20 protein-coding genes are annotated in these 22,611 nt (G+C 62.6%); 6 read left to right on the top strand and 14 right to left on the bottom strand.

All coding sequences use genetic code 11. From position 1 onward, the window contains the following. Positions 1–103: 103 nt before the first annotated feature. From LG385_RS02465 to ffh, 10 genes are all read right to left on the bottom strand, one after another. Positions 104–505, bottom strand: coding sequence for a response regulator (locus tag LG385_RS02465; protein WP_225772129.1), 402 nt, complete (start codon positions 503–505; stop codon positions 104–106). A 162-nt stretch (positions 506–667) separates the two neighbouring features. After that, positions 668–2,077, bottom strand: coding sequence for a threonine synthase (thrC, locus tag LG385_RS02460; protein WP_225772127.1), 1,410 nt, complete (start codon positions 2,075–2,077; stop codon positions 668–670). Between the two features lie 203 nt (positions 2,078–2,280). Continuing rightward, positions 2,281–3,585, bottom strand: a complete 1,305-nt coding sequence (locus LG385_RS02455; protein ID WP_225772125.1) for a homoserine dehydrogenase — start codon at positions 3,583–3,585, stop codon at positions 2,281–2,283. Between the two features lie 84 nt (positions 3,586–3,669). Beyond that, positions 3,670–4,398, bottom strand: a complete 729-nt coding sequence (gene dsbC, locus LG385_RS02450) for a bifunctional protein-disulfide isomerase/oxidoreductase DsbC (RefSeq protein WP_181111383.1) — start codon at positions 4,396–4,398, stop codon at positions 3,670–3,672. A gap of 144 nt (positions 4,399–4,542) precedes the next feature. After that, the gene (gene xerD, locus LG385_RS02445; protein WP_225772122.1) at positions 4,543–5,439 is read right to left on the bottom strand and encodes a site-specific tyrosine recombinase XerD; all 897 of its coding nucleotides are present in this window, start codon (positions 5,437–5,439) and stop codon (positions 4,543–4,545) included. Positions 5,440–5,597: 158 nt separating this feature from the next. After that, positions 5,598–5,948 (bottom strand): 50S ribosomal protein L19, encoded by a 351-nt coding sequence (gene rplS, locus LG385_RS02440; protein WP_181111381.1) that lies wholly within the window; start codon positions 5,946–5,948, stop codon positions 5,598–5,600. Between the two features lie 41 nt (positions 5,949–5,989). Continuing rightward, positions 5,990–6,742: a tRNA (guanosine(37)-N1)-methyltransferase TrmD gene (gene trmD, locus LG385_RS02435; RefSeq protein ID WP_225772120.1), complete on the bottom strand. Its 753-nt coding sequence runs from the start codon at positions 6,740–6,742 to the stop codon at positions 5,990–5,992. A 3-nt stretch (positions 6,743–6,745) separates the two neighbouring features. Then, on the bottom strand, positions 6,746–7,282 hold the full coding sequence (rimM, locus tag LG385_RS02430; protein ID WP_181111379.1) for a ribosome maturation factor RimM: 537 nt from the start codon (positions 7,280–7,282) through the stop codon (positions 6,746–6,748). Positions 7,283–7,287: 5 nt separating this feature from the next. Beyond that, the gene (gene rpsP, locus LG385_RS02425) at positions 7,288–7,539 is read right to left on the bottom strand and encodes a 30S ribosomal protein S16 (RefSeq protein WP_109262361.1); all 252 of its coding nucleotides are present in this window, start codon (positions 7,537–7,539) and stop codon (positions 7,288–7,290) included. A 166-nt stretch (positions 7,540–7,705) separates the two neighbouring features. Next, positions 7,706–9,079 (bottom strand): signal recognition particle protein, encoded by a 1,374-nt coding sequence (gene ffh / locus LG385_RS02420; protein WP_181111378.1) that lies wholly within the window; start codon positions 9,077–9,079, stop codon positions 7,706–7,708. 191 nt (positions 9,080–9,270) lie between these two features. Here ffh and LG385_RS02415 point away from each other — a divergent pair, with 191 nt between their 5' ends. From LG385_RS02415 to LG385_RS02405, 3 genes are all read left to right on the top strand, one after another. Beyond that, complete coding sequence (locus LG385_RS02415; RefSeq protein ID WP_225772118.1) at positions 9,271–10,083, top strand: inner membrane protein YpjD; 813 nt, start codon at positions 9,271–9,273, stop codon at positions 10,081–10,083. A gap of 9 nt (positions 10,084–10,092) precedes the next feature. Beyond that, entirely contained in the window at positions 10,093–11,301 is a 1,209-nt protein-coding gene (locus tag LG385_RS02410; RefSeq protein ID WP_225772115.1) for a transporter associated domain-containing protein, read from the top strand. Positions 11,302–11,535: 234 nt separating this feature from the next. Further along, positions 11,536–12,843, top strand: a complete 1,308-nt coding sequence (locus tag LG385_RS02405) for an MFS transporter (RefSeq protein WP_225772113.1) — start codon at positions 11,536–11,538, stop codon at positions 12,841–12,843. Between the two features lie 53 nt (positions 12,844–12,896). Here LG385_RS02405 and purT read toward each other — a convergent pair whose 3' ends face one another. From purT to LG385_RS02390, 3 genes are all read right to left on the bottom strand, one after another. Beyond that, positions 12,897–14,078, bottom strand: coding sequence for a formate-dependent phosphoribosylglycinamide formyltransferase (purT, locus tag LG385_RS02400; RefSeq protein WP_225772111.1), 1,182 nt, complete (start codon positions 14,076–14,078; stop codon positions 12,897–12,899). Positions 14,079–14,196: 118 nt separating this feature from the next. After that, the gene (locus tag LG385_RS02395) at positions 14,197–14,412 is read right to left on the bottom strand and encodes a DUF1289 domain-containing protein (RefSeq protein WP_225772108.1); all 216 of its coding nucleotides are present in this window, start codon (positions 14,410–14,412) and stop codon (positions 14,197–14,199) included. A 14-nt stretch (positions 14,413–14,426) separates the two neighbouring features. After that, positions 14,427–15,026 carry a CoA pyrophosphatase gene (locus LG385_RS02390; protein WP_225772106.1) on the bottom strand — a complete coding sequence of 200 codons (600 nt, stop codon included), beginning with the start codon at positions 15,024–15,026 and terminating at the stop codon, positions 14,427–14,429. A gap of 209 nt (positions 15,027–15,235) precedes the next feature. Here LG385_RS02390 and LG385_RS02385 point away from each other — a divergent pair, with 209 nt between their 5' ends. The 3 genes from LG385_RS02385 to LG385_RS02375 all read left to right on the top strand — a co-directional run bounded on the left by LG385_RS02385 (position 15,236) and on the right by LG385_RS02375 (position 22,243). Continuing rightward, positions 15,236–15,781, top strand: coding sequence for a L,D-transpeptidase family protein (locus LG385_RS02385; RefSeq protein ID WP_225772104.1), 546 nt, complete (start codon positions 15,236–15,238; stop codon positions 15,779–15,781). A gap of 139 nt (positions 15,782–15,920) precedes the next feature. Continuing rightward, positions 15,921–17,657: a ShlB/FhaC/HecB family hemolysin secretion/activation protein gene (locus LG385_RS02380; RefSeq protein ID WP_225772102.1), complete on the top strand. Its 1,737-nt coding sequence runs from the start codon at positions 15,921–15,923 to the stop codon at positions 17,655–17,657. Positions 17,658–17,680: 23 nt separating this feature from the next. Then, on the top strand, positions 17,681–22,243 hold the full coding sequence (locus tag LG385_RS02375; protein WP_225772100.1) for a hemagglutinin repeat-containing protein: 4,563 nt from the start codon (positions 17,681–17,683) through the stop codon (positions 22,241–22,243). Between the two features lie 53 nt (positions 22,244–22,296). On the opposite strand, the gene LG385_RS02370 is transcribed toward LG385_RS02375, so the two are convergent. Next, positions 22,297–22,608, bottom strand: coding sequence for a YqfO family protein (locus tag LG385_RS02370; protein WP_225772098.1), 312 nt, complete (start codon positions 22,606–22,608; stop codon positions 22,297–22,299). Positions 22,609–22,611 lie beyond the last annotated feature (3 nt).

Genomic DNA, 22,611 nt, shown 5'->3' with positions numbered 1-22,611 from the left:
TGTTTACCCGAAATTCATTTCAGTGCCAGTAAATGACCATCACCGCTTGGCAAAAGTTCGGGTAGCCGGGGCCAACAAGCGCAACGGCAGGATGAAAGGTACCTCAAGCGATAAGCGGTTCGGCCACGTGCACCTTGAAACGGCAGAGCATCTGGTGCAGCGGACACACCGCCTGGCCCCAGGGCAGCACACCCAGTACCCATAAGCCGGCCTGACGGGCGCGCCGGACGGCGGCGGTGGTTTCGGGGCACTCGCTACGGCCCTGGATAATCACCCCTACGGTTTCACCGGACGCTGCCAACGCATCCAGGAACATGAGCGCCGAGGTGGCCTGGCTTCCAAATACCACTACATCGACTGGCCCCTGCCGTTCCAGGGTACGACGGGCCGAGGCAGGATCCTCTGCTACCCGAACGCCATAGACACCGCAGGCATTGAGCATTTGATGAAGTTGCAGCAGGCGGGCAGGTTGATGCTCTACGACGAGAACCTTGAGCGAACGCATGGTTGCGGCCTCGAAAGTGGGAACGACCGCCACCTTAAATAACGCACACTCAAGGCTAAATAGGAATGATCCGAAAGGCTTGCAGGAAAAGTCGACGGAGGACGGCGGGACCAAGAGCGTTTTCCTACAAGCGCCCCGGGCCACCGCCGTAAAGGCAACGTATTACAGCGGCTTGCCGCGGTTACCGTGGGCGCTCACGAAGGCCTGGATAGCGGTGATGTCGTTCGGCAGCACCGTGCAACGCTCCTCCCGCTGGAACAGGTCTTCCAGATGAGCTGGCAGGTGCAAGGCCTTGCCTACGCCGGCTTGCTCCACTGCCTCAGGGAATTTGACCGGATGGGCAGTGCCCAGCACCACCATGGGCGTGTCCAGGCTGCGGCGGCATTCGCGGGCTGCCCGTACGCCAATGGCCGTGTGCGGGTCCAGCACTTCACCGGTGCTCGCGAACACTTCAGCGATGGTTTCGCAGGTTTGTTCATCGGTCACGGCCAGTGAGTCGAACAGGCGCCGCGCTTCGGTCCAGCGGTCTTCTTCCACGCTGAAGCCACCGCCCAGCTTGAAGCTGGACATCAGCTGCGCGATGGCGGTGCCGTTGCGGCCGTGGAGGTCGAACAGCAGGCGTTCGAAGTTCGAAGACACCATAATGTCCATGGATGGCGACAACGTGGCGTGCAGGGTGTCCTTCACGTACTGGTTGCCGCTCATGAAGCGATGGAGGATATCGTTGCGGTTGGTAGCAACGATCAGCTGGCTGATGGGCAGGCCCATGTTACGGGCCAGGTAACCGGCGAAAATGTCGCCGAAGTTACCGGTAGGCACCGAGAAGGCAACTGAGCGCGCTGGGCCGCCCAGCTGAAGGGCCGCGTGGAAGTAGTACACGATCTGGGCCATGATCCGCGCCCAGTTGATCGAGTTCACTGCCACCAGGCGCGTGCCCTTCAGGAAGCTCTGGTCGGCGAAGCTGGCCTTTACCATCTCCTGGCAATCATCGAAGTTGCCTTCCACCGCCAGGTTATGGATGTTGTCGCCAAACAGCGTGGTCATCTGCCGGCGCTGAACTTCCGATACCCGCTGGTGCGGGTGCAGGATGAAGATGTCGACGTTCTCGCAGTGCTTGCAGCCTTCGATGGCCGCCGAGCCGGTGTCGCCACTGGTAGCACCGATGATCACGACGCGCTCGCCACGCTTGGCCAGTACGTGGTCCAGCAGGCGGCCGAGCAGTTGCAGGGCGAAATCCTTGAACGCCAGGGTGGGCCCGTGGAACAGCTCGAGCACCCATTCATTGCCATTCAGCTGGCGCAGTGGCGCAACGGCGGCGTGCGAGAAGTTTGCGTAGGTTTGTTCCAGGATCTGCTTGAAGTCGCCGTCGGCAATGCTGCCGGTCACGAACGGGCGCATCACTCGGAACGCCAGCTCGTGGTAGGGCAGCCCAGCCCAGGAGGCGATCTCTTCCTGGGTAAACCGTGGAAGGTTTTCTGGTACATACAGGCCACCATCGGTGGCCAGGCCAGCCAGCAGCACTTCCTCGAAATTGAGCGCGGGTGCCTGGCCGCGGGTACTGATGTAACGCATGTTGGGCAAACCTTTGGTTTGAGCGGCCGGGCTTGAGCTACAAGCCTTCAGCTGCAAGCTGCAAGCAAAAGCCGCGTGGGCTTCACGACTTGCAGCACGGGCTGCTACCGCTGTGGTAATTAATTCATGTCAGGGCAGCAAGCTCCGGGACACTGCGATCCCGCTGTTGCTTGAAGCTTGCCGCTTGTGGCTTGCGGCTGGGTTCAGGCCAGGTGTTCGACCCGGATACGCACCACACTTCCTACTACGTCATCCAGCGCTTCGAGGGCGCTGATAGCGTCGTCGATACGGTTTTCCACAACCTTGTGAGTCAGAAGAATCATCGGCACCAGACCATCATGCTCTTCGGCTTCTTTCTGCATGATCGACTCGATGTTGATACCACGCGCCGACAGAATGCTGGCTACCTGGGCCAGTACACCCGGGTGGTCCTTGGCCTGGATACGCAGATAGTAGGCGCTTTCGCAGGCGTCGATGGGCAGGATCGGGTGCGCTGAAAGGGAGTCGGGCTGGAAAGCCAGGTGCGGCACGCGGTTCTCCGGATCGGACGTCATGGCGCGTACCACGTCAACCAGGTCGGCTACTACCGAGGAGGCCGTAGGCTCCATGCCGGCGCCAGCACCGTAGAAGAGTGTGGAACCTACCGCATCACCGTTCACCATCACGGCGTTCATCACACCATTGACGTTGGCGATCAGGCGATCGGCGGGGATGAGGGTGGGGTGTACCCGCAACTCGATACCCGCTGCGGTACTGCGCGCTACGCCGAGGTGTTTGATCCGGTAGCCCAGCGCTTCGGCATAGTTGACGTCGGCGGTGGTGAGCTTGGAGATGCCTTCGGTATAGGCCTTTTCGAATTGCAGCGGGATACCGAATGCGATGGACGCCAGAATCGTGAGCTTATGCGCTGCGTCGATACCTTCCACGTCGAAGGTCGGGTCCGCTTCGGCATAGCCAAGGGCCTGTGCTTCGGCCAGCACGTCCGGGAAGGTACGGCCTTTCTCGCGCATTTCGGTGAGAATGAAGTTGCCAGTGCCGTTGATGATACCGGCGACCCAGTTGATCCGGTTGGCCGAGAGGCCTTCGCGGATGGCCTTGATGACAGGAATGCCACCCGCGACCGCCGCTTCGAAGGCCACGATCACGCCTTTTTCCCGCGCCTTGGCGAAGATCTCATTGCCATGCACGGCGATCAGCGCCTTGTTGGCGGTAACCACGTGCTTGCCGTTTTCAATGGCCTTGAGCACCAGCTCGCGAGCGACGGTATAGCCGCCGATCAGTTCGATAACGATGTCGATGTCCGGGTTACCGGCCACTTCGAAGACATCGTTGGTAATGGGGGTACCGGTAATCTGGCAATCGGGGTTTTGCGAACGCATCGCAATCTGCGCGACCTGGATTCCACGCCCGGCACGGCGGGCAATCTCCTCGGCGTTGCGCTGAAGTACGTTGAAGGTGCCGCCACCGACGGTACCTAACCCACAGATGCCTACTTTGACCGGTTTCACTCTTGACTCCCCATGAAACGGCCGGCGTGTACGCCGGCCGCGGATAGCACCGCGATTATCGCGGCCTGTGTTTTGAATCGCCTGTCACTGCGCGGCCAGGGCGATCTTCGCCACCTGCGCCGCAGGCTGATAGCCCGGAATGACCTGACCGTCCTGAAGGATGATCGCTGGCGTGCCACTGACCCCGATACTCTGGCCCAGGGCAAACTGCTTGCTCACGGGGTTGGCGCACTTGGCGGCATCCACGTCCTTGCCATTGATCAGCTTGTTGAGCGAAGCGCGGCGGTCGGAAGAGCACCATACCGATTGCAACTGCTGGTCGCCCTCGGAGCCCAGGCCCTGGCGCGGGAAGGCGAGATAACGCACTTCGATACCGCGGCGGTTGAGCTCGGGCACCTCAGCGTGCAGCTTCTGGCAGTAAGGGCAGGTGGTATCGGTGAATACCGTGATATGAGCCTTGGCCTCGCCTTCGGCCGGGTACACCACCATTTCGCCACTCGGGATGGCATTGATGGTCTTGGCAATGGCGGCGCGCTCGGTTTTCTCGGTGAGGTTTACCGGCTTGCCGTCCTGCATCTGGTACAGGTAACCCTGCATCACGAACTGCCCGTCGGCACTGGCATACAACACCCGCCCGCCCTTGAGCCGCACTTCGTAGAGCCCGTTGATGGGGCTGCTGGAGACGGCTTCGATGGGCACATCCAGCTGAAGGGTGTCGAGTGTCTTGCGGATAGCCTGCTCGGCGTCATCGGCCAGTGCAAAAGTACTGACCAACGCCAGGGCGGCGGCCGCGAAAAGACGTGTCACGCGCATGAGAACTCCTGAGGCGGCGGACGAACAGCCCAGGCCGGCCGGGGATGATACGAAGCGGCGGGCTGGGCATAACTGACGGCAAAGACTACCACATAAGGCTCGCGGGGCCGACTGCGGCACACGTCAACGAATGTGTACGATCTTTCAGCCGCGCGGATGGTGCCGGGCGTGCAATTCCTGCAGCCTGGCTTTCGCCACATGGGTGTAGATCTGCGTGGTGGAGAGGTCGGCATGGCCCAGCAGCAGCTGTACCGAACGCAGGTCTGCGCCGTGGTTCAGCAGGTGCGTGGCAAACGCATGCCGCAACGTATGCGGTGAAAGGGCCTTGTCGATGCCCGCACGCAGGGCATGGTGCTTGATGCGGTGCCAGAAGGTCTGGCGGGTCATCTGTTCGCCCCGCAGGCTGGGAAACACCACATCGCTGGGGCGGCCGTTCAGCAGCTCTGCGCGGCCATCGCGCAGGTAGCGTTCCAGCCAACTGATCGCCACCTCCCCCATGGGCACCAGGCGCTCCTTGCTGCCTTTGCCCATCACACGCACCACGCCCTGGCGCAGGTTCAACTGGTCCAGAGTAAGGCTTACCAGCTCGGTCACTCGAAGCCCGCAGGCGTACAGCACCTCAAGCATGGCGCGATCACGCTGGCCAATGGCTTCGCCGAGGTCTGGCGCGGCGAGCAGCGCATCGACATCAGCTTCGGACAGGCTTTTGGGCAGAGGCTTGCCGAGATTGGGCAGCTCGACCAGCAAGGTGGGGTCCACAGCGATGATTTCTTCACGCAGGAGGTACCGATAAAACCCCCGCGCGCCGGAGAGGAAACGTGCAGTCGAGCGGGGCTTGTACTGGTTGTCGACGCGCCATGCGAGGTAGTCGAGCAACGCATCGCGGCCCGCCGCCTGCAGATCTATGCCCCGCTCCATCAGCCAGCCATTGAAATGGGCCAGGTCGCTGCGATACGCGCTGCGGCTGTTTTCGGACAGGCCCTTTTCAAGCCACAGGGCGTCGAGGAATTGGTCGATAAGGGCGTGATCGAGGGCGGGCATGGCGGCTTCGGGTTGGCAAAGGGCAGAATCCTAGCATGTGCCGATCCATAGGTGCCCGACATCGCGGCTGCGTCTGTAAGGCAGAAACAGAAACCCGAAAACAGAAAACCCCGGCGCGAGGGCCGGGGTTTTCGGGAGAGCCTGAGCTCAAGCCGCTATCAGGAAAGTTTTTCCTTGATGCGGGCGGCCTTGCCAGACAGTTCGCGCAGGTAGTACAGCTTGGCTTTACGCACGTCACCACGACGTTTCACGGCCAGGCTGTCGATCTGCGGGCTGTAGGTCTGGAAGGTACGCTCAACACCAACACCGTTGGAGATCTTGCGAACGGTGAAAGCGCTGTTGACGCCACGGTTACGCTTGCCGATGACAACACCCTCGAAGGCCTGCAAGCGGGTACGCTCGCCTTCCTTTACCTTCACTTGAACGACAACGGTGTCGCCTGGTGCGAAGGCCGGGATTTCCTTGGTCATCTGCTCGGCTTCGAGCTGAAGGATAATCTTGTTGGTCATGCTGTGCTCCTAAGGCAAATGGTTCGTTTGCCATCGATACGTTAACTATCGTCCCGCTCGCGGATGTACTCCGCCAGCAGCTTTTGCTCTTCTCCAGAAAGTGAGCGACTTTCCAGAAGATCGGCACGTCGTTCGTAGGTCCGCCCAAGGGACTGCTGCAAACGCCAGCGCCGGATGTGTGCATGGTTGCCACTAAGCAACACGTCGGGTACACGCCGTTCCGCATACACCTCAGGTCGGGTGTAGTGCGGGCAATCCAGCAGGCCGTCCGTGAAGGAATCCTCCTCCGCGGAGTCTGCATGCCCTAAAGCTCCAGGCAGCAAACGTGTAACCGCATCAATCAGCACCATGGCCGGCAGCTCGCCACCGGACAACACGTAATCGCCAATCGACCACTCTTCATCCACATGCGCTTCAATGAAACGCTCGTCGATGCCTTCATAACGCCCGGCAATCAGGATCAAGGAATCCACGGTTGCCAGTTCCTTCACCGCCGCCTGAGTAAGGCGCCGGCCTTGCGGCGAAAGGTAGATCACCTTCGCCTTGCCCCCGGTTGCCTGCCTGGCATCGGCCAGGGCATCTTCCAGCGGCTTGATCTTCATTACCATCCCAGGGCCACCGCCAAACGGGCGATCATCCACTGTGTGATGACGGTCCGTGGTGTAGGCCCGCGGGTTGCGACAGGTCAGCTGAAGCAGACCCTGCTTTACCGCGCGGCTGGTAATGCCGTAATCACTGATGGCCGAGAACATCTCGGGAAACAGGGTGATGACTTCTATGCGCAGGCTCGCCATGGCCTAGAAATCCGCATCCCATTCAACCCTCATGACGCCGGCACCGAGGTCGATGGCTTGCACGCAGTCGTCCGTATAGGGCAACAGGCGCTCGCGATCATCCAGGCTACCCGCACAGGGTTTGACCACCATTACATCGTTGGCGCCGGTTTCGAGCAGATGATCAATCTTGCCCAATACGTGCCCTTCGCCGTTGATGACCTGTAAACCCTCGAGCTGATACCAGTAGTAATCGCCGTCGGTGAGGTCGGGCAGCAGGCTGCGCGCGATGCAAATCTCGTAACCGGCGAGGAGGCGCGCCTCTTCACGGTCGTCGAGACCTTTCAACTTCGCGACCAGGACCTTGTTCTGGGAACGGCCACTGATCATTTCCACCTGCTTGACGATGCCTTCATGCCGAAGCGTCCAGCGGTTGTACTGCAGCAGGTTGTCAATCGGGTCGGTAAAGGAGAAAACCTTCACTTCGCCACGAACGCCGTGCACCGAAACAATCTTGCCGATGACGATGAGGTCATCCGCGGAGTCTGGCGTGTCGTTCATACTGCTCAGGCGGAAGCCTTGGCAGCGTCCTTCAGCAGCTGAGCAACGCGCTCAGACGGCTGTGCGCCCTGGGACAGCCAGTAGCTTACGCGCTCCTGGTTGACGGACAGGCGAACTTCGCCACCGTTGGCGATCGGGTTGAAGAAGCCAACACGCTCGTTGAAACGACCGTCGCGCGCATTGCGGCTGTCGGTCACGGTCAGGTGGTAAAACGGGCGCTTTTTGGAGCCGCCACGGGCAAGACGGATGGTTACCATGTGAACATCGTTCCTGTTGTCGGTGCTGCAAATCTGTAAGGCACAGCGGGCACGGGTGCCCGAAAGGCCGCATATTCTCAAGGAATGCAGGGATTTTTGCAAACCTCTTTTACCCCTGCTCCCGGCACGGCGTCGGAAACCCCGACGCACGCATGGTTACCGCGCCTCAGAGGCGAGGCATTCCGCCGGGCATCATGCCGCCAAGGCCGCGCATCATCTTCGCCATGCCGCCCTTGGCCGAGAATTTCTTCATCATCTTTTGCATCTGCTTGTGCTGCTTGATCAGGCGCCCCACGTCCTGCACCTGGGTGCCCGAACCGATGGCGATACGGCGCTTGCGCGAGCCACTGATCAGCTCGGGATCGCGACGCTCGGCCGGGGTCATCGAGTTGATGATCGCTTCCATCTGCTTGAACTGTTTCTCGGCCGCGCCCTGGGCATTGCCCATCTGGGAGAGGTTGACGCCGCCGATGTTGGGCAGCTTTTCCATGAGGCTGCCCAGGCCGCCCATGGTTTTCATCTGCAGCAGCTGGTCGCGGAAGTCTTCGAGGTCGAACCCCTTGCCCTTCTTGATCTTCTTGGCGAGCTTCTCGGCCTTTTCCTTGTCGAGGTTCTGCTCGGCCTGCTCGATCAGGCTGAGCACGTCGCCCATGCCCAGAATGCGCGAAGCGATACGGTCCGGGTGGAACGGCTCGAGTGCTTCGGTTTTCTCGCCCATACCGATGAACTTGATCGGCTTGCCGGTGATGGAACGGACCGACAACGCGGCACCGCCCCGGGCGTCGCCGTCGACCTTGGTCAGCACCACGCCCGTAAGCGGCAGCGCGTCACCGAACGCCTTGGCGGTGTTGGCCGCGTCCTGGCCGGTCATGGCGTCTACCACGAACAGCGTTTCCACGGGCTTGACCGCAGCATGCAGCGCCTGGATCTCGGCCATCATGTCGGCGTCGATGTGCAGGCGGCCGGCGGTGTCGAGGATGACCACGTCAATGAACTTGAGCCTGGCCTCGCGGATCGCCGCTTCGGCGATGGCCACGGGCTTCTGGCTGATGTCGGACGGGAAGAAGGTCACCCCGACATCGTTGGCCAGGGTCTCGAGCTGTTTGATGGCCGCGGGGCGGTACACGTCCGCCGACACCACCATCACCGACTTCTTCTTGCGCTCCTTCAGGAAGCGCGCCAGCTTGGCGGCGGTGGTGGTTTTACCCGCGCCCTGCAGGCCGGCCATGAGCACCACCGCGGGCGGTGCCACATTGAGCATCAGGTCTTCGTTGGCCGCGCCCATCACCGCTTCGAGTTCGGCGCGCACGATTTTCACGAACGCCTGGCCCGGGGTGAGGCTACGGGACACCTCGGTGCCAACCGCACGTTCCTTGATGGCGTTGACGAAGTCCTTCACCACCGGCAGCGCGACGTCCGCCTCGAGCAGCGCCATGCGCACTTCGCGCAGGGTGTCCTTGATGTTGTCTTCGGTCAGCTTCGCCTTGCCGGTGACATGGCGAAGCGTCTGCGAGAGACGATCGGAAAGATTTTCAAACATGGGCGATCCTTACAGGCTCCGTCGAACCGAAGTGGCATGCGGCCTGCCGATGTGCTCTGGCCACGGGCAAGGGAAGACCGGCGATTATAACGGGAAGTTGCCCGGGCCGACACCGGGGCGGTGCGGCAGTCTTTATCCGGGCGAAGGTTCTATGCCACACTCGCTTCTTTAGTGGCCGCTCGTCAGGACCTATGCTTCCCTTGCCCTCCAGTTTGCTACCCAGCCTTGCCTCTGCCTTGATCTACGCCTCGGTCACGGTCTATCAGGGCGCGCGGCTTGCCCATGGGGCCAGGTCCAACAAGCGCCTGCTGTGTGGTGGGGGCATACTTGCCGTGCTGCTGCACGCGCTGGCCCTGTCCTCGCAAATGCTGGCGCCCAGCGGCCTCAACCTGGATTTCATCACCGCGGCAAACCTCATCGCCGCCGCAGTGATCGCCCTCACGCTGTTGGCTTGCGCGTCCCTGCCCGTGGAAAACCTCCTGGTGCTGCTTTACCCCCTTGGGGTCATTACTACCCTGGTCGCTCAGTTCGTGCCCTCCGGCACCGTACCGGTGATCGACGACGAGCCGGGCATCCTCGCGCATATCCTGCTGTCCATTCTGGCGTATGGCGTGTTCACCATCGCGGCGTTCCAAGCCTTGCTGCTGTTGGTGCAAGATCACCAGCTCAAGCACAAGCATCCTTCGGGGCCGATCCGCGCCTTCCCTCCCCTGCAAACCATGGAAAGCCTGCTGTTCGGGTTCCTGTGGGCGGGCTGGGTACTGTTGTCGCTGTCGCTGATATCCGGCTGGCTGTTCCTCGAGAACATGTTCGCCCAGCACCTGGTGCATAAAACGCTGCTCTCCTGCGTGGCCTGGGTGGTGTTCAGCGTATTGCTGTGGGGCCGCACCCGCTTGGGCTGGCGAGGCCACGTGGCCATCCGCTGGACCCTCGCAGGCTTCGTGCTGCTGATGCTCGCCTACTTCGGCAGCAAGCTGGTTCGTGAATACATCCTTCATATCTGAGAGCCAGCCATGACTTCCTTGACCGTGGCACCGGCGGCAGGCGCCATCGCCCTGGCGCTGTTGTGGGCCGCCAGCATTGGTACCTTCGAGCACGCCCGGCGCGCACGCACTGGCCGTGGCCAGCGTTCATCCGACAAGGAACGGGTAAGCGTGGGGCTGGCCCGGCTGGTGTTTCAGGTGATCATTGTCAGCCTGGCCGTGCTGCTCGCAGATCAGCACCACGGCGCGGCCGGGGCGGCCTGGGCCGCGGTGCTTGCCTGGCTCGGCATTACGTTGCTCACCGGCGCCCTTCCCCGCCTGCTCGCTCAACGCTACCCGGATCATTTCGTTCAGCCAGGCGTGCTGCTGTGGTTGCCCGTGCGCCTGCTCGCGCCGCTGGCAGGCCTGCAACAGCGCCTGGTCAAGGCGCTCATCGGCCCTGCCGCCACCGCTCCGGCGGCATCGGGCCGTGACGCACAGCGCAAACCTGCCTCGTCTCAGGTGCGGGAAGCCGAGGGCCGGGCAGCGAAACAGAACGCGGTGAGCAGCATCATGGGCCTGGACCGCATGACGGTGAACGACATCCTGGTGCCCCGCCACGAGGTCGATGGCCTGGACCTGAACGACCCGCTCGAGCAGATCATCGACCAGCTGATGGTCAGCCGGCACACACGCCTGCCGGTGTTCCGGGGCGACATCAACCAGGTGGACAAGGTGGTCAATACCCGGCAGATCAGCCACCTGTTGCCCAGCCGCAGCCTGACCGAAGAAGCCTTGCTCGGTGCCTGCTACGAGGCCTACTTCGTCCCGGAAGGCACCCCGCTGCACATCCAGCTGCTTAACTTCCACAAGCAGCAGCGTCGCCTGGGAATGGTGGTCGACGAATACGGCGAGGTGCTTGGCCTGGTAACCCTCGAAGACATCCTCGAGGAAATCGTGGGCGAGTTCGAAAGCGAGCAAGCCGGCAGCCACCCTCATGTCTTCCCGCAACCGGATGGCCGCTACATTCTCGACGGCGCCGCCAGTTTGCGCGACTTGAACAAGGTGCTGGGCTGGCACCTCCCCAGCGACGGCCCCAAGACCCTCAACGGCCTGGTCACCGAAGCGCTGGAGTCCATTCCTGAGCGAGCGGTGTGCCTGAAGATCGGCCGCTATCGCATGGAAATCCTCGAAACCGAGGAAAACCGCGTAAAGCGGCTGCTTGCCTGGCAACACGTAGTCGCCCCTCCCGCGTTGTGACGATTGCCCGCCAGGGCAGCGCTTCCTATACTCCGAGGGCTTACCCAAGCCCGCCGAAGCCGGTGCCACCCGCGCCGCACGTTTCTGGCCAGTCAGCCCAGCTGAACGCCGCGCTTGCCTTTTTCAACCCGAAAAGGCGGCGCTACCCCGATCCGGGGGCGCGGTTCAGCGAGGATCAAAACAATCCGCCAGCGCGGCCCTTGCCGCCCATGGCCAATGACTGTCGAGACACCCATGACCGCTACCACCCTCGCCTGCGACGACGTGCCCTCGGCACACCCTGTCAACTCCCCTGCCCGCGTCGCCACTGCCAGCTTCATCGGTACCGCGATCGAGTTCTATGATTTCTATGTGTACGCCACCGCCGCCGCGCTGGTAATTGGCCCAGTATTTTTTCCGCAGAGCTCCGGCACCGCGCAAATGCTGTCCGCCTTTCTCACCTTTGGCATCGCTTTTTTGGCCAGGCCACTAGGCTCTGCGTTGTTCGGGCATTTCGGTGACCGCGTAGGCCGCAAGGTGACCCTGGTCGCCTCGCTGCTGCTGATGGGCGTGTGCACCACCTTGATTGGCGTGCTGCCGGGCCATGAGCAGATTGGCCTTTGGGCACCTGTGCTGCTGTGCGTGCTGCGCTTCGGCCAAGGGTTGGGGCTAGGCGGTGAATGGGGTGGCGCCGCGCTGCTGGCCACCGAAAATGCGCCGAAAGGCAAGCGCGGCTGGTTCGGCATGTTCCCGCAACTCGGCCCTTCGATTGGCTTTCTTGCGGCCAATGGCTTGTTCCTCGGCCTGGCCTTGGGGTTGGATGACGAGCAATTTCGTAGCTGGGGCTGGCGCCTGCCGTTCCTGTTGAGCGCGTTGCTGGTAGTAGTAGGTTTGTATGTACGCCTCAAGCTGGCGGAAACACCGGTATTCGCGGCCGCCCTCGCGCGCCACGAAACCGCCCGGGTACCGGTGATGGAAGTGTTCACCCAGCATTGGCGGCCCATGCTGCTGGGCGCCGCGGCCATGGTGGTGTGCTATGCACTCTTCTACATTTCCACGGTGTTTTCGCTCAGCTATGGCGTCACCAGCCTGGGGTATAGCCGCCAGGGCTTTCTTGCCATGCTGTGCTTCGCGGTGCTGTTCATGGCGGCAGCCACGCCGGTGTCTGCCTGGCTGAGCGACCGCTACGGGCGCAAGCCGGTGCTGCTGGTCAGCGGCGTGCTCGCACTGCTGTCGGGGTTTGCGATGGAGCCGCTGCTCACACAGGGTTCCACCACGGGCGTGGTGCTGTTCCTGAGCCTGGAGCTGTTGCTGATGGGGGCGACCTTTGCACCCATGGGCGCCCTGTTGCCCGAGCTGTTCCCTACCCGGGTGCGCTACACCGGCGCATCGGCGGCCTATAACCTGGGCGGCATCGTGGGCGCGTCGGCGGCGCCGTTCTTCGCGCAGAAGCTAGTGGCCATGGGCGGCCTGAGCTGGGTGGGCGGCTATGTGTCCGCCGCCGCCCTGATCAGCCTGCTGGCCGTGATGTGCCTGAAGGAAACCCGAGACAAGAGCCTCTGAACAACGGCTTGCGGGCCTGGTCTATTGGCGATGGCCCGCATACCCCATGACGGTTACAGCTCGACGTTCACGGCCTGGGCCGCGCGCGTGGCCTTGGCGCGGGCCGCTTCGATGGATTCGTCCCGCGCCAGCGCCACACCCATGCGCCGCTGACCGTTGACTTCCGGCTTGCCGAACAGGCGCAGGGCCGTATCCGGCTCGCTGAGGGCAGCGCCAAGGTTGGCGAAAGCGGTTTGCTGGGACGTGCCTTCCACCAGCACCACAGCCGAAGCCGATGGCCCGAACTGGCGCACTACTGGCACTGGCAGGCCAAGGATAGCGCGAGCGTGCAGGGCGAACTGGGACAGGTCTTGCGAGATCAAGGTGACCAGGCCAGTGTCGTGCGGGCGCGGCGACACTTCGCTGAACCACACCTGATCACCCTTGATGAACAGCTCTACGCCAAACATGCCGCGCCCACCCAGGGCTTCGGTCACGGCGCGGGCGACTTCGCGGGAAGCCTCCAGGGCTTTTTCGCTCATGGCCTGGGGCTGCCAGGATTCCTGATAATCGCCTTTTTCCTGGCGATGCCCGACAGGCTCACAGAAGGTGGTACCGGCGCCATGGCGCACGGTAAGCAGGGTAATTTCATAATCGAAGTCGATGAACCCCTCGACGATCACCCGGCCCTTGCCGGCGCGCCCGCCTTCCTGGGCGTATTCCCACGCGCGCTGAACGTCGTCTTCACCCTTGAGCAGGCTCTGACCCTTGCCGGAGGAACTCATCACCGGCTTGACCACGCAAGGGAAGCCCAGCGCCTGAACGGCCTCTCGGTAGTCCTCGACCGTGTCCGCGAAGCGATAGGGCGAGGTGGGCAGCCCCAGCTCCTCGGCGGCCAGGCGGCGGATACCCTCGCGGTTCATGGTCAGCTGGGCCGCACGCGCGGTAGGGATGACCGTGAAGCCTTCGTTTTCCAGTTCCACCAGCGTGGCGGTGGCGATGGCTTCGATTTCCGGCACGATGTAGTGGGGCTTCTCGGCTTTGATCACCGCGCGCAGCGCCGCACCGTCGAGCATGTTGATCACATGGCTGCGGTGGGCCACCTGCATGGCCGGCGCGTTGGCGTAGCGGTCCACGGCAATCACTTCCACGCCCAGGCGCTGCAGCTCGATCACCACTTCCTTGCCCAGCTCGCCAGAGCCACAAAGCAAGACGCGGGTGGCCGTTGGGGACAGGGGGGTTCCGATACGGGTCATGTGAGGTCCTCAAGGTGAGTGAATCGAGGGCCGCCCGGTTCGCAACCCTGAAAGCCGCGCATTCTACATCAGCGTTCCTGCCAGAGGCGCCCTTTCATGCGGCTGTATGGGAATGGCCTCAGAGCATCACACCCTGGGCCCGGGCACGCTCCACGGCGAGCGCGATGACCTGCCGACGTTCGTCGTTGCTCATGCGCCCCCAGCGGGTGATTTCCTCTGCGGTGCGCTGGCAGCCGATGCACACATCATGATCGTCCAGGGCGCAGACGTTTACACAGGGAGAGCGCACCGGGCGCTCGGCTTGCACTTCCACCGGGTTATTCCTCGAATCCATCACGCTTGAATCCATCACGGCACGCTGAACGGCCCGGAGGGGCGGCTCATGTCAATGCCAGCGTCGTACAACACGTTTACCAGCTCCACGATCATGATGGCCGTAAGCCCCCAGATCTTGTAATCCTCGTAGCGATAAGACGGCACGTAACAGCTACGCCCCTGGTAGTCGATACGGTGGGTATGCTCGCGAGGATCCTCACGGAAGAACGCCAGCGGCACGGAAAATACCGCAGCGATCTCGGCATCGTTGGGCCGGTATTCCACGTAATCGGGAATCAGCCCAACGAACGGCGTAACCTGCAAACCATGGCGAGACACCAGCGGGCTGAGCGGCCCGACAATTTCGACCATCCCCGGCGGCAGGCCGATTTCTTCCTCGGCCTCGCGCAGTGCGGTAAACACCAGGTCCGGGTCTTCCGGATCCCTGCGCCCGCCCGGGAACGCCACTTCGCCCCCATGGGTCGACAGCCCGCTGGCCCTGAGGGTAAGGATCATTTCCGGATTATCGCCGCGCGTGAGCGGAATCAGTACCGCTGCCTCAGGGAACCGCTTGTCGGTTTCGAGCGTAAGCGGAACGTGATTGCCGATACGGCGCAGCAACTCCTCAAGCATGGTTTTCCCCGTCACTTGACCTGCCGTCCATCATGCAACAAACCCGCGTATTGCCCAACCCCAAAGTGCCGGTTGGTCGAGCCATGGCCTGCTCAAACAATCAAACTTTCCCCCCGCGCTCCGGGTACCTTAGAATGCAGGTTGCCCTGCCTGGCCTACCTTGCCGGCAGGAATAAACCAGCTTTTCTTCCCTGGGGTTTGCTCTGTCGATGCGTGTGCTGTTTGCGTTCCTGTGCCTGTCGTTCGCGACCATGGCCAATGCCACTTTTACCCAGACGATCATCACCCGCCCCTTGAATGCTCCCGCGGTGTCGCCTCTGGCCCCTAATGCCACCGTGGATAAACTGCTGGTGATCAAATCTACCCGCCAGTTGCAGTTGCTCAGCCATGGCGTAGCGGTCAAAACCTACCGGGTGTCCCTTGGCAAGCAACCGCGTGGCGCAAAGGAGCGCGAGGGCGATAAACGAACCCCGGAAGGGCTGTACTGGGTGGATTGGCGCAAGGTGAGCGATCGCTTCAACCTCGCCATTCACCTTTCGTACCCCAATGCCCGAGACGCTGCCAAGGCGCGCGCGGCCGGGGTAGAACCCGGCAGCATGATCATGATCCACGGCACCCCCGCCAGCGAGGAGTACCCGGAATGGTACTTCCAGTCGCTGGACTGGACCGACGGCTGCATTGCGTTGAAAAACGCCGACATGCAAGAGGTATGGAGCCTGGTGAAAGACGGCACGCTGATCGAAATCCGGCCTTGACGCAACTTTCCGCGGGTTGTCCTAGGACATTTCCCGCGCAAGCCGCACCGCCTTCCTGCAACACGTTCATCCCCCGCCTCACACCATGGCTAAGCGCAACCCCGTAAGGTAAAACCATTCATTCGAGTGGTTTTTCTCTATGCGTCAGCTCATAGCGATTGTTTCGGGTTTCGTCCTTGCTCACTGCAGCAGCCTGGCTCATGCCCGCGAGCCGGCACCCGCCCTGCCCCTACCTTCCGAAGCGCTGCAGCAATTCCTCCATGACGCCGAAGCCCACCGCAAGGTGATCGAAGGCAACCAGCGTGAGCGGCAGCTGCAACGCGCCACGCCCGCCCCCGCGCCGAGCGAAAATAACCATGGCGCACAAGCGATAGACGAAGGCCTCCAGGTCCGCTGCTGGCGGATCAACGGCCTGCAGCTGACGGGCAACCGGTTGATCAGCGACGAAGCGCTGCGTCACGCTGTTCAGCCCTTGCTTGACCCTTGCCTCAACCCAGGCCAGATCAACCGTATCCTGGCAAAGGTGACCCGGCTTTACACCGACGCTGGGTACGTGGCCAGCCGGCCGTTGCTACTCGCACCGCCCACCCACGGGCAACCCCTCGAACTGGCGATCGAGGAAGGCTTTGTGGAAGCGATCGAGCTCGCCGGCGAAGACCTGCCCGTCAGCCTGGCTGCGGCTTTCCCCGGGATGATTGGCCAGCCACTGGAGTTGCGAAAGCTCGAACAGGGCTTGGATCAACTCAACCGGCTACGGTCCGTGGACCTTACCGCCGACATCATGCCGGGAGGCCTGCCGGGCGGATCGCGAATCGTATTGCGAAGCCTGCAGCGGTTACCTCGCTGGCAACTGAACGCCGGCCTGGACAACGGCGGCAGTTCGAGCACCGGGCGACACCGCCTCAGCCTGAACGCCGGGCTCGACACCCCGCTGGAACGCAACGACAGCCTGAGCCTTTATGGCATGTACACCCCTGGGCAAGGGCATTCAGGCAGCGCCACGTTCGGCCTGTACTACAGCATCCCTTACGGCCCCTGGAATTTTTCAGCCGCCGCCAACCGCTTTCGCTATCGCAGCATGGCCAAGGGGTTGCTGAGGCCCATCGAAACCAGCGGTGTGAGCACCCTGTTGAGCTACTCACTGGAGCGCGCGCTGTGGCGCGATCAACGCCGCTTGTTGAGCGCAACGCTGCGCCTTGATGACAAGCACAACGCCGCGTACCTGCTGTCGCAGCGGATTGCCGTGCAAAGCCCCCGCTACCGGAGCATCGAAGCGGGCCTCAACGGGCTATGGCTGGGTGATGCCACCTGGTCGGCGTTCGCTGGCTACAGCCGTGGCTTGGGTGGCTGGAGCGGCAACGACGGCCGGCGTTACAAAGACCCCGACGCCCAGAGCGCCCGATACGGCAAGTGGCGCGCCAGCCTCAGCCGTACAGCCAGCTACACGTGGGGCGGGCTGCGCTGGACCCTTGCAAGCAGCTGGGCCGGGCAATACAGCGCGGATCGCCTGCCTTATCTGGAAGCCATGGCGCTGGCGAGCACCGCAGCGGTCAGGGGCTTTCACGGCCAGCCGGCAGACACAGTCAACGGGTTGGCATGGCGCAATACCCTGTATTTGCCGGTTGCACTCGATGGCGGGCTGCGCCTCATACCCAGCCTGGGCCTGGACGCGGGTTGGGCTGATAACCGCGGCCGCACCCGCGGCGCACTACAGACACAACCGGCGCGTGGCGACCGCCTGGTCGGTGCCAGCCTTGGTGCCAGCCTGGAACACCGCCACGGTAGCCTGGCCGTGGACTACCAACACAGCCTTTACCGCCGCAACGCCCCCCTCGCCCCTGGTTATTGGCAGCTGTCCCTGCAACTGCGGTTCTGATCCACCCCACCCGAGAAACCCCGATGAAAAAAACCAAAGGTTCTCCCTCGTTTCGTTTGCGCCATGATCCACTGCGTTGGTCCGTCGCGGGCGCCTTGTTGCTCAATCCCGTGTGGGCCACCGCGCAAGGCATCGTTCCCGTCCCAGGGGCCGGCGGCACCGCACAGGTGCACGAGCAGAACGGCATCCCCATCGTCAATATCACCGCGCCCGGGCCCGGCGGGCTGTCGCACAACCCCTTCAGCGATTTCAACGTACCGCCCCAAGGCCTGGTACTGAATAATGCCACCGGAGCGGGCGCGTCCCAGCTGGCCGGGGCGCTGTCCGCCAACCCCCAGTTCCAGGGCCAGGCCGCCAGTACCATCCTCAATGAAGTGGTCGGCCAACTGCCGTCCAACATACGCGGGCCACAGGAGATTTTCGGGCAGGCGGCAGACTACGTGCTGGCCAACCCCAACGGCATTCATGTGCAAGGGGTAGGCTTTATCAATACGCCCCGCGCGATCTTCCTGGTGGGCACACCTGAAATCCAGGACGGTCGCCTCGCCGCGCTCAATACCTTCTCCGCCCCTGGCGACCTTCGCATCACCGGGCAAGGCCTGAGCACCGAAGCGGCTGTAGACCTGATCGCGCCTCGTATCGACAGCCAGGGTGACCTCTACGCAGCTGCCGGCCTTACGGCAATCGCCGGCCGAAACCGCATAGCGACCGACAACCTTGCAATGCTCGAAACCCGGCAGCCCGCAGGCCAGGCCCCGAGCGTTGACCTCAATGCCCTTGGCGCCATGAAAGCCGGGCGGATTCGCCTGGTGAGCACCCGGGAAGGTGCGGGCATCCGCCTGGCTGGCCCGAGCGTTCTGGGTGAGCACGGCGTGAGCGTGGACTCCGCCGGCGATGTGCTGATTGGCCGTGAAGGGGAAGGCCAGGCAATGGTGGCTTCCATCCGGGGTGACCTCGCACTCAACGCCCGGCAAGACATCACGATCGCTGGCGGCCGCCTGGCCGGGCAGGCCATCCGGGCCAAGGCCGGGCGTGATCTCACGATGGACGCAAGTACCCGGGAAAGCGTGCAGCGGCACCGGGACGACTGGCGCAAGAAAACATTGTTCATCACCACCGAAACCTACATGGAGGAAAGTGAAAAGCGCCATACCCGGCTGCAGGAAACGGTCGCCACCGCGGTAACAGACATGGAACTCGAAGCGGGACGTAACGTGACCCTGCGCGGGAGCAAGCTCCAGGCCGGCGGCGCCATGGATATTCGCGGCGGCGAGGCCGTGTCCGTAGAGGCCGGGATGGAGCGCGTCGATATCACCGAAAAGGTACGTCACCGCAAGCACCTGTGGCGGGGTGACAGGGATGAACGAAGCCAGGAAGAGCGTGCGGTGACGTCGGAACTCAAAGCCGCCAGCGTGAACATCAGCGCCGGCGGCAAGGCCACGGTTCGAGGCAGCGACATTACCAGCGATGGCGACCTCAACATCCGTGCCCGGTCCATCGAGATCGACAGCCAAGGCTTGAAGCGCACCGCTACCCGCGATGATTACCGAGGCGACCTGGTGGATGGATGGGTGTTCGGCGACACCGGCGCCCGCGAAGAAACCAGCACGCGCCAACGCGGTAGCAACGTGAAGGCCGAGGGCACTGCCAGGCTGGTCTCGGACGACGTACTGATCAAGGGCAGTACCGTCGAGGGCAAAGCGGGCACCTTCACCGTGGGAGAAAACGGCCCGGTGATCATTGCCAGCGCGGCGGATATCACCCATGTGAAAGAGCAGCGCAAGGATCGCAAGCTGGCTGGCGTTTTCGGTACCGATAGCAGCAGCACACGCGAGCGCGAGCAGGCGGTGCCGTCACATATGAAGACGCAGGGCGACAGTAAAATCGTCAGCGCGGAGCACATTCGGGTCGTTGGCTCCATCGTGGAGGCAGAAGGCAAGAACGACTTGGAAGCCAAGGGCAACATAGAGATCGTTGCGGCTCAGAACAGGCAAAAGGAGCACAGCTCCACAACCACAGGCTCACTGACCGCCAGCGCTGGCGAAACCCGCACCGCCGAAGACGGCAAGGACGGATCGAGCCAGTATTACGCTCAGGTAAGCTATCGCCGGGACCACAGCGAACGCAGAAGCGATACGGTCGAGCAGGCGGGCTCCTCGGTATTGGGAGGCACGGTCGATGCCAAGGCAGGCGATACCATCAGCGTGATCAGCTCCACCGTGGAATCGCTCAACGGCGATACGGACGTGGCCGCCAAGGCCTTCAGGGCCATCTCAGAGCTGAATGACACCACTACGTCCAGCAAAACATCCACTACCACCATCGGCGAGAAGGTGACCGCTGGCATCGACCGCGTAGGCGCTGGCCATGCGGGTGAGCATGTAACTGAAAGCGAGCACACCCGCCAGGCGACCGCGGCGCAGGCTATTGTGAAGTCCGCCGGGGATGTAAACCTTGATGTCGAGGGCGAGGCCGAATACGCCGGTGCGCTGATCGACGTCAAGGGCGAGCTCAACGAAACAGCGGGCAGCGTACGCCGCACAGCCGTGGCGGACATCGACGAAAAACGAGAGCAACGCACCCACTACACCGGCGAAACCATGGTGAGTGCCGAGTACAAGGACATCAGTGGCCCTCTGAAGAAAGCGTTCGAAGGCAGGGAGCAAACCCGCTTCCAGCAACAAGGTGTCGAGGACGCGATGGTGCCGCCATCGCTGGGCGCGGACGCCATGGCGGGCTATACCCACCGTGAGCACAGCGTGCGCACTGAAACGCCGACGGTAACCACGCTGAAGGCCAGCGAAGTCAATGTAACGTTGCCCGGCGCACTTGAAGACGAAGGCACTCGATACACCGCTACGGGCGGCCAGGTTGCGATCCAGGCAGGCAGCCACGACGCCCGCGCCGCGACGGCAAGATACGTTGAAACCCTCAACCGTACCGACGTTGAAGCAAGCCTGCGGGTGGACACCACCACGGGCAGCGATATCAATGTGCGCCTCGATGGCAAAGGTAGCCGCAAGCAGACACTCGAAGAGCGCGATACCGCGCGGCCTACGCAATTCACCGCCCAGGCGGGCATTCCCGTACAGCTCGGTACCGATGGCCGTTACGAAGGCACCGCATGGGACACGGGTAACGGCGCACTCAGCATCAAGCTCGGGGGCGACCTGAGCATGCCTCAAGCCACCAACCGCCAGCACAAGGAAGAAAGTAATACCAGCGGGTACGGGTTGGTCAAAGCCGGCAATGCTCCGGGCGGCACCAATGCCCTGTTCATGGGCGGGCTTGAACATCAAACCCTTACCACTACCGACACCCAAGGGGTGGGTGGGCGCATCAAGACACCGGACGGCCAAGTGGACGTGGCTGGTAACGCCCGCCTTGAAGGCGTAGCCATCGGCAATGGCAATGCCCCCACCAATGTCTTGGAGGTAAAGGCAGGGGGCACCGCAACCTTGGCAGCGAAAGTGGCTACCCATGAGGCGCAGGGGCAAACCCTGGGCGGCGCGCTACAGGCCGGGCTCAGCCGTAACCCCGCCGCCGATGCCCAACGCACGGGTGGCTCGCTCGGTGGCCATGCGGACATGGGCCGGGTAAACGAGCAGTCGGAACGCCGTACAGGGGCCGAGCTGAACGTGGCCAACCTCACGGTTAAAGCCGGCGCTCACGAAGCGGTCGCGGTACAGCTGGAGGGTATGCAACTCGCCGGGGATAACCTGCACCTGAACGCGGCGAACGGCGGCATTCACATCAAGGCCGCGCGCAGCACTGAGCACAAGGACAATGTGCAGGCCACTGCGGGCGCCGGCTTGAACGGCAGCCGCGGCCTGAACAAGGATGATGACGCCTCGGCCCTGTATGCCCGCGCCCGGCTTAACCTGGATAACGTGAACAGCACCACCCACGAGAACGCCGACCTTCGGGTAAAAAACGTTACGTTTGACTCCGCCATGGATACACAGCTGACAGGTGCGGTAGTGGCGGCTGATAACGTCAGCGGAGCAGTTGGTGGCGACTTGGTGGTAAGCAGCGCCCAAGACAGCGTGTCGTCCACACAGGTACAGGTGGACGGCCGTATCGGCAAGGAAACCAACCCGCAGGGATTGCTCAACGGTTTGAAATCAATCACTGGCCCGTTCGCTGACAAGGCCACTGAAAGGGTTGGCAAGCAGGTACAGGCCATGGACCTGACCGTAACGCCCACCCTGCTGGTGGACGTAGAGAATGAACAACGGGATACCGTTGCGCGTGTTGCCTCGCTCAGCGGCCGACAGGGCATCGACCTGAATGTGGCCGGTGAAACCCGCCTCAGCGGTGCAAAGCTTCGCTCAGGTGAGGGCAAAGTGGAACTAGGGGGCAGCGAGGTGCGCTTGAACGACTTGGCCGGCCGGGATTATCGCGCCGACGTGAGTATCAATGCGTCAAACGGGCCGGCAGAACTGCTCAGCGGAGTGATCAGCGAACTCACGGCCAGCCGCAGCGAGCAAGCCAAGGCTGATGAACATGGGAACGTGGGGGTGATCCGCACAGGCGGCCATGACCGGTCAGAAACCTTCAAGGCCGCAGTGGAGGAGCGCAGATAGCAGGAGCTGGGCGAAGCCCCAAGGCGTAGCTCGTGAACAAGGCACAACGGGGCTTAAAACGCCTCGAGCCGCCAGGTTTCATAGGCTGGGGTTTCATAGGGGTGGCTGAGTTTGAGCGCGGCAACCACCGCCGCGATCAGCTCATCCGCCACAACCAGTTCCACCCGCCATTCCGTTACGGTTTCAACGGTGCCGGCGGTGCCAATGAACGGCTGGCTGCCGTCCAGCGGCCGGAACTGGCCTTGCCCCAATACCTGCCAACAGCATTGGTCGTAACCGCCGATTCGCCCGCCACCGGCAGCGAATACGGCGGCCTTTACCTCATCCACATGGCTGGGCGGCACGAAGAAGCAAAGCTTGTACATCGT

It is taken from the genome of Pseudomonas sp. Marseille-Q5115, from assembly GCF_916618905.1.
Taxonomy (GTDB): domain Bacteria; phylum Pseudomonadota; class Gammaproteobacteria; order Pseudomonadales; family Pseudomonadaceae; genus Aquipseudomonas; species Aquipseudomonas japonica_A.
Note: the sequence above shows the minus strand (reverse complement) of the source record. Positions and strands in the feature narration are given on the sequence as shown.

Excerpts from the sequence above, each read along its gene's own strand:
- LG385_RS02465 (WP_225772129.1), bottom strand. The coding sequence starts at position 505 with ATGCGTTCGCTCAAGGTTCTCGTCGTAGAGCATCAACCTGCCCGCCTG.
- thrC (WP_225772127.1), bottom strand. The coding sequence starts at position 2,077 with ATGCGTTACATCAGTACCCGCGGCCAGGCACCCGCGCTCAATTTCGAG.
- dsbC (WP_181111383.1), bottom strand. The coding sequence starts at position 4,398 with ATGCGCGTGACACGTCTTTTCGCGGCCGCCGCCCTGGCGTTGGTCAGT.
- xerD (WP_225772122.1), bottom strand. The coding sequence starts at position 5,439 with ATGCCCGCCCTCGATCACGCCCTTATCGACCAATTCCTCGACGCCCTG.
- rplS (WP_181111381.1), bottom strand. The coding sequence starts at position 5,948 with ATGACCAACAAGATTATCCTTCAGCTCGAAGCCGAGCAGATGACCAAG.
- trmD (WP_225772120.1), bottom strand. The coding sequence starts at position 6,742 with ATGGCGAGCCTGCGCATAGAAGTCATCACCCTGTTTCCCGAGATGTTC.
- rimM (WP_181111379.1), bottom strand. The coding sequence starts at position 7,282 with ATGAACGACACGCCAGACTCCGCGGATGACCTCATCGTCATCGGCAAG.
- rpsP (WP_109262361.1), bottom strand. The coding sequence starts at position 7,539 with ATGGTAACCATCCGTCTTGCCCGTGGCGGCTCCAAAAAGCGCCCGTTT.
- ffh (WP_181111378.1), bottom strand. The coding sequence starts at position 9,079 with ATGTTTGAAAATCTTTCCGATCGTCTCTCGCAGACGCTTCGCCATGTC.
- LG385_RS02415 (WP_225772118.1), top strand. The coding sequence starts at position 9,271 with ATGCTTCCCTTGCCCTCCAGTTTGCTACCCAGCCTTGCCTCTGCCTTG.
- LG385_RS02410 (WP_225772115.1), top strand. The coding sequence starts at position 10,093 with ATGACTTCCTTGACCGTGGCACCGGCGGCAGGCGCCATCGCCCTGGCG.
- LG385_RS02405 (WP_225772113.1), top strand. The coding sequence starts at position 11,536 with ATGACCGCTACCACCCTCGCCTGCGACGACGTGCCCTCGGCACACCCT.
- purT (WP_225772111.1), bottom strand. The coding sequence starts at position 14,078 with ATGACCCGTATCGGAACCCCCCTGTCCCCAACGGCCACCCGCGTCTTG.
- LG385_RS02395 (WP_225772108.1), bottom strand. The coding sequence starts at position 14,412 with ATGGATTCGAGGAATAACCCGGTGGAAGTGCAAGCCGAGCGCCCGGTG.
- LG385_RS02390 (WP_225772106.1), bottom strand. The coding sequence starts at position 15,026 with ATGCTTGAGGAGTTGCTGCGCCGTATCGGCAATCACGTTCCGCTTACG.
- LG385_RS02385 (WP_225772104.1), top strand. The coding sequence starts at position 15,236 with ATGCGTGTGCTGTTTGCGTTCCTGTGCCTGTCGTTCGCGACCATGGCC.
- LG385_RS02380 (WP_225772102.1), top strand. The coding sequence starts at position 15,921 with ATGCGTCAGCTCATAGCGATTGTTTCGGGTTTCGTCCTTGCTCACTGC.
- LG385_RS02375 (WP_225772100.1), top strand. The coding sequence starts at position 17,681 with ATGAAAAAAACCAAAGGTTCTCCCTCGTTTCGTTTGCGCCATGATCCA.
- LG385_RS02370 (WP_225772098.1), bottom strand. The coding sequence starts at position 22,608 with ATGTACAAGCTTTGCTTCTTCGTGCCGCCCAGCCATGTGGATGAGGTA.